Source organism: Streptomyces sp. NPDC086519, from assembly GCF_040686075.1.
Lineage (GTDB): Bacteria > Actinomycetota > Actinomycetes > Streptomycetales > Streptomycetaceae > Streptomyces > Streptomyces shenzhenensis.
Window position 1 is genome coordinate 74,019 of sequence record NZ_JBFBJL010000031.1, and the last position, 12,130, is coordinate 86,148.

The window sequence follows — 12,130 nt, forward strand, 5'->3', positions numbered from 1 at the left end:
ACAACCTCCGGGGGAACGCCGGATTCGTCACGCCTTCTTCGGCCGCGCCCGCACATGCATCCGCTCCCCCTGCGGCCCGAACAGGCTGAGGAACTCCACCGGCCCCTCCCCCGTCGAACCGAACCAGTGCGGCACCCGGGTGTCGAACTCGGCCGCCTCTCCCGCCGCCAGCACGACGTCGTGCTCACCGAGCACCAGCCGCAGCTTCCCGGACAGCACGTACAGCCACTCATAGCCCTCATGGGTGCGCGGCTCGGGTTCGAGTCTCCGCTTCGGTTCGACCACCTTGAAGGCCTGGAGACCACCCGGCTGCCGGGTCAGCGGCAGGAAGGTACGGCCGTGGCGCTCCATCGGCTTGGCCCGCACCCGCGGATCGCCGGCCGGCGGGGCGCCGACCAGTTCGTCCAGGGGCACCTGATGGGCCTGCGCGATCGGCAGCAGCAGCTCCAGGCTGGGCTTGCGCAGCCCGGACTCCAGCCGGGAGAGGGTGCTGACCGAGATGCCGGTGGTCTCGGAGAGGGCGGCGAGGGTGACCTCTCGCTCCTTGCGGAGCCGGCGCAGCCGGGGTCCCACGCCCGCGAGGACGTCGTCCGTAGTCATCCCTGCATTGCAGTTTCGGCAAAGCCGTTTGTCAATCCGGCAGCGGCCGGGCGACCCTCGGCGGCGGAGGTGGTCACCATGACCGATACGTACGAGGTGGTCGTCGTCGGAGGCGGTGCGGCCGGGCTGTCCGCCGCGCTGGTGCTGGGCCGGGCCCGGCGCCGCACCCTGGTCGTCGACGCGGGCGAGCCGCGCAACGCCCCGTCGGCACACATGCAGGGGTTCCTGTCCCGGGACGGCATGCCGCCCGCGGAGTTCCTGGCCGTGGGCCGTGCGGAGATCGCCCGGTACGGCGTGGAGCTGGTCCGGGACCGGGCGGTGGCCGCGACCGGCGACCACGCGGACGGCTTCGCGGTGTCGCTGGCGAGCGGCCGGACCGTCCGGGCCCGGCACCTGGTCGTCGCCACCGGCCTGAAGGACGAGCTGCCGCCCGTCCCCGGCGTCGCCGAACGCTTCGGCAGGGATGTGCTGCACTGCCCGTACTGCCACGGCTGGGAGGTCCGCGACCGGGCGTTCGGCGTGCTGGCCACGACCCCGATGAGCGTGCACCAGGCGCTGATGGTCACCCAGTGGTCCAAGGACGTGACCCTCTTCCTGCACCAGGTCGAGGAGGCCGAGCTGACCGACGACGACCTGCGCAGGCTGGCCGCGGCCCGGGTACGGGTGGTGCCGGGCGAGGTGGCGGGGCTGCGCGTCGAGGACGACCGGCTGACGGGCGTGCGGCTCGTGGACGGGAACGTGCACGACCGGGAGGCGCTGTTCGTCGCGCCCCGGCCGGTCCCGCGGAACGACCTGCTGACCGGGCTGGGCGCGGAGCTGAAGCAGACGCCGTTCGGCAGCTACCCGGTGATCGACGAGCGGGGCCTGACGACCGTGCCCGGACTGTGGGCGGCCGGCAACGCGAGCGGGTTCGCGGAGCAGGTGGTCAACGCGGCCAGCCGGGGCTACCGGGCCGGCGCGGCGATCAACGGCGAGCTGCTCTTCGCGGACCTGGACGCGGCCGTGCGGGTGTAGTCCGACACCGCCCGTGCAGGGGCAGCCCGGCTGCGGCCGCGCACACGCGGGCACTGCCGCCCCGAGCCGACGCAGATCCGGACACACCCGCTGTCGTGTGACCCGGCCCCGCCCCTGCAGGGGCAGCCCGGCTGCCGCCACGCCCACGCAGGCACTGCCGCCCCGAGCCGACGCAGATCCGGGCACACCGTTGTGGTGTGATCCGGCCCCGCCCGTTGCACCATGGCTGCATGCTGCTGACCCGGCTCGCCGAAGTGTCCCGGGAGGTCGCCGCCACCGCGGCCAGGTCCCGCAAGACCGCGCTGCTCGCCGGGCTCTTCCGGGAGACGGCGCCCGACGACGTACCGGTCGTCATCCCCTACCTGGCCGGCCGGCTGCCGCAGGGCCGCCTCGGAGTCGGCTGGAAGGTGCTGAGCAGGAGCGTCCCGCCGGCCGCCGAACCGTCCCTCACGGTCCGCGAGGTCGACGCCCGGCTGACCGAGCTGGGAAAGGTCTCCGGACCCGGCTCACAGGCCGAACGCATGCGGATCACAGGCGAGTTGATGGGCGCGGCGACGGCGGACGAGCAGCGCTTCCTGCTGGGGCTGATCACCGGGGAGGTACGGCAGGGCGCCCTGGACGCGGTCGCCGTCGAGGGACTCGCGCAGGCGACGGGCGCCGACCCGGGCGCCGTCCGCCGGGCGGTGATGCTCGCCGGTTCCCTCCAGACGGTGGCCGAGGCGCTGCTGGCGGACGGCCCGCCGGCCCTGGACCGCTTCCGGCTCACCGTCGGCCGCCCGGTGCTGCCCATGCTGGCGCACACCGCCGCGGCGGTCGCCGAGGCGGTGGCGAAGCTGGGCGGCTGCGCGGTCGAGGAGAAGCTGGACGGCATCCGGGTCCAGGTCCACCGGGACGGTGCCGCCGTCCGCGTCTTCACCCGCACGCTCGACGACATCACCGACCGCCTCCCCGAGGTGACGTCCGCCGCACGGGAGTTGGACGGCGAAAGGTTCATCCTGGACGGCGAGGTGATCTCCTTCGCCCCGGACGGCCGCCCCCGCTCCTTCCAGGAGACGGCGGGCCGGGTCGGCTCCCGGGTGGATGTGGCGAGGGCCGCGCAGGAGGTCCCGGTCTCCCCGGTCTTCTTCGACGCGCTCTCGGTCGGCGATCACGACCTGCTCGACCTCCCCTTCGCCGAACGGCACGCGGAGCTGGCCCGGCTGGTCCCCGAGCCGATGCGGGTGCGCCGGGCGCTGGTGTCCGGGCCCGGGGAGACGGCGGCCGCCGAGGAGTTCCTCGCGGCCACCCTGGACCGCGGCCACGAGGGCGTGATCGTCAAGGCCCTGGACGCCCCCTACAGCGCCGGCCGCCGGGGCGCCTCCTGGCTGAAGGTGAAGCCCGTCCACACCCTCGACCTGGTCGTCCTGGCGGCCGAATGGGGTCACGGCCGCCGCACCGGCAGGCTCTCCAACCTCCACCTCGGCGCCCGCACCCCGGACGGCACCTTCGCCATGCTCGGCAAGACGTTCAAGGGCATGACCGACGCGATGCTGGAGTGGCAGACCGCCCGGCTCAAGGAGCTGGCGGTCTCGGACAGCGGCGGGGTGGTGACCGTACGCCCCGAACTCGTCGTCGAGATCGCCTACGACGGCCTGCAGAAGTCGACCCGCTACCCGGCCGGCGTCACCCTGCGTTTCGCGCGTGTCGTCCGCTACCGCGAGGACAAACGGCCTCAGGAGGCCGATACGGTGGAGACCCTGCTGGCCACCCACCCGGAGGTACGGCGTTGACGGAGCCGAGGCGAAGCGCGGGACTGCTGTTGTTCCGGCGTACCGGTGCGGGTCTTGAGGTGTTGCTCGGCCATATGGGCGGGCCGTACTTCGCGAAGAAGGACGCGGGCGCCTGGACCGTCCCCAAGGGCGAGTACGAGCCTGCCGAGCCGGCCTGGGAGGCGGCCCGGCGCGAGTTCCAGGAGGAGCTGGGGCTGCCGCCGCCGGACGGCGCGGCGATCGAGCTGGGCGAGGTCCGGCAGGCCAACGGCAAGATCGTCACGGCGTGGGCGGTCGAGGCCGACCTGGACCCGGCCACGATCGCCCCCGGCACCTTCGTGATGGAGTGGCCGCCGCGGTCGGGCCGGATCCAGGAGTTCCCGGAGCTGGACCGGGTGGCCTGGCTGACCCCCGACCGGGCCCGCGAGGTGATCGTCACGGCCCAGGCCGCGTTTCTCGACCGGCTGGCGGAGCACTCGGGCTGAACAGGCGCCCACGCGTTGCGGTCCCCGGGGCCGCGCGCGAAGGTCATAGCAAGCCCGCTCCCAGGGAGGTCAGCCATGCCCATCGCGACGGTCAACCCGGCGAACGGCGAGAGGCTCGAAACGTTCGAGGCCATGGACGAGAACGAGCTCGAACGCCGGCTCGAACTCGCCGAGGCCACGTTCCGCACGTACCGCACGAGCACCTTCGCCGAACGCGCCCGGCTGCTGCACCGGGCCGCCGACCTGCTGGACGCGGACCGGGACGACATCGCCCGCACCATGACCACCGAGATGGGCAAGCCGCTGAAGCAGGCCCGCGCGGAGGCCGCCAAGTGCGCGAAGGCGATGCACTGGTACGCCGACCACGCGGCGGAACTGCTGGCCGACGAGGAGCCGGCGGAGACGGACGTGAAGGACTCCGGCGCGTCCCGGGTGCGGGTGCGCTACCGGCCGATCGGGCCGGTGCTCGCCGTGATGCCGTGGAACTTCCCGCTCTGGCAGGTGGTCCGCTTCGCCGCGCCCGCGCTGATGGCGGGCAACGTGGGCCTGCTCAAGCACGCGTCCAACGTCCCGCGGACCGCCCTGTATCTGGAGGACCTGTTCCACCGGGCCGGTTTCACCGAGGGCTGCTTCCAGACCCTGCTGATCGGCTCCGGCGCGGTCGACGACATCCTGCGCGACGAGCGGGTGAAGGCGGCGACGCTCACCGGCAGCGAGCCCGCGGGCCGCGCGGTCGCCGCCACCGCCGGCGAGATGATCAAGAAGACGGTGCTGGAGCTGGGCGGCAGCGACCCCTACGTGGTGATGCCGTCGGCCGACATCGACCGCGCCGCGGGGATCGCGGTGACCGCGCGCGTGCAGAACAACGGGCAGTCGTGCATCGCCGCGAAGCGGTTCATCGTGCACACGGACGTCTACGACACGTTCGCCGAGAAGTTCGTGGCGGCCATGGCGGCGCTGCGGACGGGCGACCCGATGGACGAGGAGACGGACGTCGGGCCGCTCGCCAGCGAGCAGGGGCGCGAGGACCTGGAGGAACTGGTCGAGGACGCGAAGCGGTCGGGTGCCGAGGTGCTGTGCGGCGGGCAGCGGCCGGACGGCCCCGGCTGGTACTACCCGCCGACCGTGCTCGCCGGGATCCACCGCGAGATGCGCATCCACCGCGAGGAGGCGTTCGGGCCGGTGGCCACGCTGTACCGGGCCGGGGACCTGGACGAGGCGATCCTCATCGCCAACGACTCCCCCTTCGGGCTGAGTTCGAACGTGTGGACGCGGGACGACGCCGAGGTGGACCGGTTCGTACGGGATCTGGAGGCGGGTGGCGTGTTCGTCAACGGCATGACCGCCTCCCACCCGGCGTTCCCCTTCGGCGGGGTGAAGCGGTCCGGATACGGCCGCGAGCTGTCCGGGCACGGAATCCGGGAGTTCTGCAACATCACCACGGTTTGGCAGGGTGCGTGACGGTCGCGCGGCTACGATCCGGGTGTGAACCGCGAAGTGACTCTGCCTCTGATCGTCGACGACCGCGGTACCTTGCAGGTGGCCGCGGCCGACGTGAGTAAGTTGTTGCGGACGTTGGGGGCGCGGTGGCTGCGTCTGGTGGAGTCCGGCGGGGGCGGGCTGGACGAGGACACGGTGGCCGCTCTGACCATCGAGCTGGCGAAGCTCGCTGACCGGATCGACGTGGCTTGTATCGCCCACAGCAGTGGGGATTGAGGGGGTTCGGCGAGTGCGGGTGGTTCGTGGTTGCTCGCGCCCGCGCGGCGGCAGCCGCACATCGATACAGCCCCCGCCCCCCTGAAAGCATTCAGCTGAGCGCAGTCCAGAACATCTGCTCGTACGCCTGGAGCAGGCGGCCGTACGTGTACACCCGCTTCTCGTCCAGGCGCCCTGACTCCAGTCCCGCCCGCACCGCCGCCTCCGCCTGCTGTTCCAGGGCCGGCGCCGGAGCCGCGAAGAAGTCGAAGAAGGCGCAGGCCTCGTCGGTGAAGCCGTAGTGGGTGCGCAGCCCCCGCGCGATGCTCGCGCAATACGTGCCCCACGTCGCGAAGTTGGCCGTGACGGCCAGGACGGCGTCCGCCGGGGCGGCGTTGAGGGCGAGCCAGGAGAGGTACGCCGGGTACGCCTGGCAGCCCGGCAGGGGCTCGTACGCCCGCATGCGCTCGTCGTCCACTTCGCACGCCTCGGTGAACGCGCCCAGCCGCGCCGCCGCCAGTTCCTCGCCCTCGGCCAGCGCCGTGAAGAACCCGGCGGCCGCCGGCTCCTCGGTGGCGCGCTGCGCCAGATGCAGGAACGCGCGCCGGTCGGCGGGGATCACCCGGTGTTGTTCCAGCGCGAGTACGGCGAGTGTCTCCAGGCTCGCCCGGCCGCCGGCGACGAGGGGGACCAACGGATTGGCGCTCGGGTCCGGGGCAAGCTCTGACCTGGTCTTCTTCAGCAGTTCCGCGGCCGTGCCGGGCATCGCGTCCTCCTCGTCCGGGTACCTCTGTGCTGCTCCGACCCTGACACGCGGTCACCGGTTCGGAGTAGTTCGGCGAGAGATCATCGCCCTCACGGGTGATCGTGAGGGGACCACCTCCTGAGGTGAACCACCTCTCTGACCGGTCGGGCCAAACCCGCCGGAAAGCTGAAAGCAGGCACGGTTCATGGCGACTTTGTGCAAACCCTCAGTGTCGGTCCCGGAGTACGTGATCACGATGGAGGAGACGCTGGAACTGGCGCGCTCCCACCACGAGAACCACCCGCAGCTGCCACTGGCGCTGAGACTGATCGAGAACACGGGCGTTCGCACCCGGCACATCGTGCAGCCGATCGAGGAAACCCTGAAGCACCCCGGCTTCGAGGAGCGCAACAAGCTCTACGAGGCCGAGGCCAAGGCCCGGGTCCCCGCCGTCATCCAGCGAGCACTCGACGACGCCGAACTGCTCACCACCGACATCGACGTGATCATCTACGTCTCGTGCACGGGCTTCATGATGCCGTCGCTCACGGCGTGGCTGATCAACGAGATGGCCTTCGACTCCACCACCCGTCAGATCCCCATCGCGCAGCTCGGCTGCGCGGCCGGCGGAGCCGCCATCAACCGGGCGCACGACTTCTGCTCGGCGTACCCGGACGCCAACGCCCTCATCGTGGCCTGCGAGTTCTGCTCGCTGTGCTACCAGCCGACCGACCTCGGCGTCGGCTCGCTGCTCTCGAACGGCCTCTTCGGCGACGGCATCGCCGCCGCCGTGGTCCGCGGCAACGGCGGCACGGGCGTCGAACTCGAACGCAACGGCTCGTACCTGATCCCCAAGACCGAGGAGTGGATCATGTACGACGTGCGGGCCACCGGGTTCCACTTCCTGCTGGACAAGCGGGTCCCGGCGACCATGGAGCCGCTCGCGCCGGCGCTCCAGGACCTGGCAGGGCTGCACGGCTGGGACGCGTCCGACCTGGACTTCTACATAGTCCACGCGGGCGGGCCGCGCATCCTGGACGACCTCAGCAAGTTCCTCCAGGTCGAACCGCACGCCTTCCGGTTCAGCAGGTCCACGCTCACCGAGTACGGCAACATCGCCAGCGCCGTCGTCCTGGACGCGCTGCGCCGGATGTTCGACGAGGGCGGCGCCGAGAACCAGGCGCGTGGCCTGCTGGCCGGGTTCGGTCCCGGCATCACCGCGGAGATGTCGCTGGGCCGCTGGCGGCGTTCGGACGGAGAGGGGGCATGACCGGGATGACGCTCACCGATCCACTCGGCCCCGCCGACGGGGCCGCCTGTCCGGTCCGGCACTGGGAGGTGCCGGACCTGGCGGGGGCGGCCTTCGACCCCACCCTGGGCGAGCTGATGCGGGAGGGTCCGGTCACCCGGATCCGGCTGCCGAACGGCGAGGGCTGGGCGTGGCTGGTCACCCGGTACGACGACGTACGGACGGTGGCCGACGACCCCCGGTTCAGCCGCGAGGCGGTGCTGGAGCGGCCGGTCACCCGGCTCGCCCCGCACTTCGTCCCGGATCGCGGCGCGGTCGGCTTCCTGGACCCGCCCGCCCACACGCGGCTGCGCCGCTCGGTGGCCCCCGCGCTCACCGCCAAGGGCGTGGAGCGGGTCCGGGACAAGGCCCGCCTGATGCTGGACGAGATCGTCGACGAGCTCGTCCGGGGCGGGCCGCCCGCCGATCTCACGGCGGCGGTCCTGAGCCCGTTCCCGATCGCGGTGATCTGCGAGGTGATGGGCGTGCCGGCCGCCGACCGGCACACCATGCACATCTGGACCCAGCTGATCCTTTCCTCGGCGCACGGCAAGACGGTCAGTGAGAAGGCCAAGCGCGAGATGAGCGCCTACTTCTCCGACCTCGTCGCCCTGCGCGAGGGCAGTACCGGCGAGGACGTGGCCTCCCTGCTGGGGGCGGCCGTGGGCCGTGGCGAGGTCACGCTGGAGGAGGCCGTCGGTCTCGCCGTCCTCCTCCAGATCGGCGGCGAGGCGGTCACCAACAACAGCGGACAGATGTTCTACCTGCTGCTGACCCGCCCCGACCTCCTGGAGCGGCTGCGCACCGAGCCCGCGATCCGCCCCCGGGCGATCGACGAGTTCCTGCGCTACATCCCGCACCGCAGCGCGGTCGGGCTGTCCCGGATCGCCTTGCAGGACGTGGAGATCAGGGGCGTACGGATCCAGGCGGGCGACCCGGTCTACGTCTCGTACGTCGCCGCCAACCGCGACCCGGAGGTCTTCCCGGACCCGGAGACGATCGACTTCTCCCGCAGCCCCAACCGGCACGTCTCCTTCGGCTTCGGCCCGCACTACTGCCCCGGCGCCCAGCTCGGCAGACTGGAGGAGGAGCTGCTGGTCGACGCCCTTCTCGACCGGCTGCCGGGGCTGCGGCTCGCCGTGCCCCCGGAGCAGGTCCCCTTCAGGAAGGGCGCCTTGATCCGGGGACCCGAGACCCTTCCGGTGACCTGGTGAGCGGCCCATGACCACGACCGAGGGACTCCTCGTACCACCGGGACACGGGCGCGTGGTCCACACGCCGGCCCAGCGCGTCACCTTCAAGGTGACGGGCACGCACTCACGGACGTCCTCCACCTTCGAGGTGGAGGTCCCGCCGGGCTTCGACGTGGGCGCCCATGTACACACCCGCAGCGAGGAGCTGTTCTACGTCCTCGAAGGCGAGCTGGACGTCCTCGCCTTCGAGCCGCGCATCCGCACCCCCGACAACTGGCAGAAGTGGGAGTCGAGTTCGGGCACGAGGGTGGTGCGGGCGACCCCGGGCACGGTGATCGTCGTGCCGCCGGGATGCCCGCACGCCTTCGCCAACCCGACGGAGACCCCGACGAGGATGTTCTTCCAGGCGTCTCCCCCACCCGATCACGAGCGCTACTTCGAGGAGTTGCTGGAGATCCTGGGGAGCGGCGGGCCGCCCGATCACGAGGCGATCGAGGAACTCCGGCGGCGCTACGACATCGAGCAGCTCACGCCTTTGAAACACCGGTGAGGAGATTCACCCGGGGGCGCGGGGCGCTGTCGGCACGCGGCTGTGCCGCGCGGGCGCGACCAGCCACGACGCGCCCGCGGACCGCCTCGCGCAGAACCCCGGACGGCGCTACCGGATCGACATCCCCGACAAGGTCCGGGCGATCACCAGCCGCTGGATCTCACTGGTGCCCTCGAAGATCGTGTAGATCGCTGCATCCCGGTGCATTCGCTCCACCGGGTACTCCCGCGTGTACCCGTTCCCGCCCAGGATCTGGATCGCCTGGGCGGTCACCTTCTTCGCCGTCTCGCTCGCGAACAGCTTCGACATCGACCCCTCGGCCGCGGTGAACGGCTTCCCGTTGACCGCCATCCAGGACGCCCGCCACACCAGCAGCCGGGCCGCGTCGATGGACGTCCTCATGTCCGCGAGCTGGAAGGCCACCCCCTGGTTGTCGATGATCGGCCGCCCGAACTGCTCACGGGTCATGGCGTAGTCGAGGGCCACCTCGTACGCGGCGCGCGCGGTGCCGACGGCCATCGCACCGACGGCGGGCCGCGAGGCCTCGAACGTGGCCATGGCCGCGTTCTTCACCCGCTCGCCGCCCGACTTCGCCCGCTCCCGGGCCCGGGCAAGCCGCTCGTCCAGCTTCTCCTTGCCGCCGAGCAGGCAGGAACCGGGCACCCGGACGTTGTCCAGGACGACCTCGGCGGTGTGCGAGGCGCGGATCCCGTGCTTCTTGAACTTCTGCCCCTGGGACAGTCCGGGCGTCCCCGGCGGGACGATGAAGGAGGCGTGGCCCTTGGAGCCGAGCTCCGGGTCGACGACGGCCACGACGACGTGGACGTTGGCGATGCCGCCGTTGGTCGCCCAGGTCTTCGTGCCGTTGATCACCCACTCGTCCTTGGCCTCGTCGTAGACGGCCCGGGTGCGCATGGAGGCCACGTCGGAGCCGGCGTCGGGCTCGGAGGAGCAGAACGCGGCGACCTTGACGTCGTTGGTGTCGCCGTACATCTGGGGGATCCAGGTGCCGATCTGCTCCTCGGTGCCGTTGGCGAGCACGCCGACGGCGGCGAGGCCGGTGCCCACGATGGACAGGGCGATGCCCGCGTCGCCCCAGAACAGCTCCTCCATGGCCATCGGGATCCCGAGGCCGGTGGGGTCGAAGTACTGCTGGGCGTAGAAGTCGAGGGAGTAGATGCCGACCTTGGCGGCCTCCTGGATGACCGGCCAGGGAGTTTCCTCACGCTCGTCCCATTCGGCGGCCGCGGGGCGGATGACGTCTGCGGCGAAACCGTGCAGCCAGTCGCGGACCTCCTTCTGTTCGTCGTTGAGTTCCATGGTGAACTCGGCCATGACTCCTCCAGCGGCGGCGCATAATGTGTTACTAGCGGTAACCCGAGTCTGTTACTCATCGGTAGGAAAAGTCAACTCCCGAGGTCACCTCGGCAGCCAGTTCGAGGGCGAATGGCTGTCAGGTGTTAGTTTGCGCAGGCGTCACCGATAACAGCACGGGGTGGGGAGAGCACATGGACACCACACAGCGGACCGAACAGCAGCGGTCCGCCGACCGCCGACGGCGCGAGCTGTTGGAGGCCGCCGACCGGGTGGTGCTGCGCGACGGCCCACAGGCTTCCATGAACGCCATCGCGGCGGAGGCCGGCATCACCAAACCCATCCTGTACCGCCACTTCGGCGACAAGAGCGGACTGTACGCGGCGCTGGCCAAGCGGCACACGGACGCGCTGCTGAACTCGCTGCGGGAGGCGCTGGACGCTCCCGCGGACCGCCGTGAGCGGGTCGAGGCGACGCTGGACACGTACCTCGCGGCGATCGAGGCGCGGCCCCAGGTGTACCGGTTCCTGATGCATCCCGCGGAGGGCGGCACCGGGACCGACCAGGGGTTCGACGTCGGGAAGCACTCGGCTCCGCTGCTGCGGCGGATGGGCGAGGAACTGGCGCAGGTCATCGAGGAGCGGCTGGACCTGGGCCCCGGGAGCCAGCAGCTGGCCCGGGTGTGGGGACACGGGATCGTCGGGATGATGCATGCGGCCGGGGACTGGTGGCTGGGGGAACGGCCGTGTACTCGCGCTCAGTTGGTCAAGAGTCTGGCCGATCTTCTGTGGGGTCGCCTGGCGGCGGCGGGGGACAGGATCGGAGGTCCGGGGTTCTGAGGGGTTCAGTTCCGGCTGACCGCCCGGTGGGGGCTGATCGCGCAGTTTCCCGCGCCCCCAGGAGCATGTCCTCACCGGCGCCACGAGGACTTCGCCACCTGTCGCATCAGCTTGCGCTTGCGCCAGCCTGTGACGTGGTCGGCGTAGACGCGGCCCTCCAGATGGTCGGTCTCGTGCTGGAGGCACCGCGCGAAGAAGCCCGTGCCATGGACGGTGATCGGCTCCCCCGTCGCCGTGAAGCCCTCCACCACCGCGTGGTCGTAGCGTTCGGTGCCCGCCTCCAGACCCGGCAGGGACAGGCAGCCTTCCGGGCCGCGGAGCGTGATGCCGTCCGCCGCCGCCAGGCGGGGGTTGACCACGTGGCCCAGGTGGCGGACGTCGTCGTCGTCGGGGCAGTCGAAGACGAACACCCGCAGCGGTTCCCCCACCTGGTTCGCCGCCAGGCCCACGCCCTCCGCCGCGTACATCGTCGCGAACAAGTCCTCCACCAGCCGGGAGAGTTCGGGGCCGAACTCGGTGACCTCCGCGCAACGGGCGTGCAGGACGGGGTCACCGAGCAGGGTGAGAGGCCGGACCCGTCCGCGGGCGCCCGGAATGGAACCGTGTCGCATGGCCGTAAGGGTACGGTTCGGATCGGGCCCTGCCCGCCGCGCAGGCAC

13 protein-coding genes are annotated in these 12,130 nt (G+C 71.5%); 9 read left to right on the forward strand and 4 right to left on the reverse strand.

What is annotated here, in order from left to right; translation table 11 throughout:
* Nucleotides 1-27: 27 nt before the first annotated feature.
* The gene (locus tag AB0P24_RS27495; protein WP_365798480.1) at nt 28-600 is read right to left on the reverse strand and encodes an XRE family transcriptional regulator; all 573 of its coding nucleotides are present in this window, start codon (nt 598-600) and stop codon (nt 28-30) included.
* A gap of 78 nt (nt 601-678) precedes the next feature.
* On the opposite strand from AB0P24_RS27495, the gene AB0P24_RS27500 reads away from it, so the two are divergent.
* The 5 genes from AB0P24_RS27500 (at nt 679) to AB0P24_RS27520 (ending at nt 5,563) form a co-directional block, all read left to right on the forward strand.
* A complete protein-coding gene (locus tag AB0P24_RS27500; protein ID WP_365798482.1) occupies nt 679-1,614 on the forward strand; it encodes an NAD(P)/FAD-dependent oxidoreductase in 936 nt (311 codons plus the stop codon).
* 230 nt (nt 1,615-1,844) lie between these two features.
* Nucleotides 1,845-3,383 (forward strand): ATP-dependent DNA ligase, encoded by a 1,539-nt coding sequence (locus tag AB0P24_RS27505; protein WP_365798485.1) that lies wholly within the window; start codon nt 1,845-1,847, stop codon nt 3,381-3,383.
* Nucleotides 3,380-3,847, forward strand: coding sequence for an NUDIX domain-containing protein (locus AB0P24_RS27510; protein WP_365798487.1), 468 nt, complete (start codon nt 3,380-3,382; stop codon nt 3,845-3,847). Before AB0P24_RS27505 ends, AB0P24_RS27510 begins: the two co-directional genes overlap by 4 nt.
* 75 nt (nt 3,848-3,922) lie before the next feature.
* Nucleotides 3,923-5,308 (forward strand): NADP-dependent succinic semialdehyde dehydrogenase, encoded by a 1,386-nt coding sequence (locus AB0P24_RS27515; RefSeq protein WP_365798489.1) that lies wholly within the window; start codon nt 3,923-3,925, stop codon nt 5,306-5,308.
* A gap of 24 nt (nt 5,309-5,332) precedes the next feature.
* Entirely contained in the window at nt 5,333-5,563 is a 231-nt protein-coding gene (locus tag AB0P24_RS27520) for a DUF6213 family protein (RefSeq protein ID WP_365798491.1), read from the forward strand.
* 91 nt (nt 5,564-5,654) lie between these two features.
* On the opposite strand, the gene AB0P24_RS27525 is transcribed toward AB0P24_RS27520, so the two are convergent.
* Nucleotides 5,655-6,308, reverse strand: a complete 654-nt coding sequence (locus AB0P24_RS27525; protein ID WP_365798493.1) for a transcriptional regulator — start codon at nt 6,306-6,308, stop codon at nt 5,655-5,657.
* 184 nt (nt 6,309-6,492) lie between these two features.
* Between AB0P24_RS27525 and AB0P24_RS27530 the strand changes: the two genes are divergently transcribed.
* Genes AB0P24_RS27530 through AB0P24_RS27540 form a run of 3 tightly spaced genes read left to right on the forward strand, consistent with a single transcriptional unit; the run spans nt 6,493 to nt 9,318 of the window.
* Nucleotides 6,493-7,557, forward strand: coding sequence for a type III polyketide synthase (locus AB0P24_RS27530; protein WP_365798495.1), 1,065 nt, complete (start codon nt 6,493-6,495; stop codon nt 7,555-7,557).
* Nucleotides 7,554-8,789 carry a cytochrome P450 gene (locus AB0P24_RS27535; protein ID WP_365798497.1) on the forward strand — a complete coding sequence of 412 codons (1,236 nt, stop codon included), beginning with the start codon at nt 7,554-7,556 and terminating at the stop codon, nt 8,787-8,789. The genes AB0P24_RS27530 and AB0P24_RS27535 overlap by 4 nt, the downstream gene beginning before the upstream one ends.
* Before the next feature lie 7 nt (nt 8,790-8,796).
* Nucleotides 8,797-9,318, forward strand: a complete 522-nt coding sequence (locus AB0P24_RS27540) for a cupin domain-containing protein (RefSeq protein ID WP_365798499.1) — start codon at nt 8,797-8,799, stop codon at nt 9,316-9,318.
* A gap of 108 nt (nt 9,319-9,426) precedes the next feature.
* On the opposite strand, the gene AB0P24_RS27545 is transcribed toward AB0P24_RS27540, so the two are convergent.
* On the reverse strand, nt 9,427-10,653 hold the full coding sequence (locus AB0P24_RS27545) for an acyl-CoA dehydrogenase family protein (protein ID WP_365798501.1): 1,227 nt from the start codon (nt 10,651-10,653) through the stop codon (nt 9,427-9,429).
* Nucleotides 10,654-10,826: 173 nt separating this feature from the next.
* Between AB0P24_RS27545 and AB0P24_RS27550 the strand changes: the two genes are divergently transcribed.
* Entirely contained in the window at nt 10,827-11,471 is a 645-nt protein-coding gene (locus AB0P24_RS27550; RefSeq protein WP_365798503.1) for a TetR family transcriptional regulator, read from the forward strand.
* 71 nt (nt 11,472-11,542) lie between these two features.
* Here the strand turns inward: AB0P24_RS27550 and def are convergent, their stop codons facing one another.
* Nucleotides 11,543-12,082, reverse strand: a complete 540-nt coding sequence (gene def / locus AB0P24_RS27555; protein ID WP_365798505.1) for a peptide deformylase — start codon at nt 12,080-12,082, stop codon at nt 11,543-11,545.
* Nucleotides 12,083-12,130: the final 48 nt, after the last annotated feature.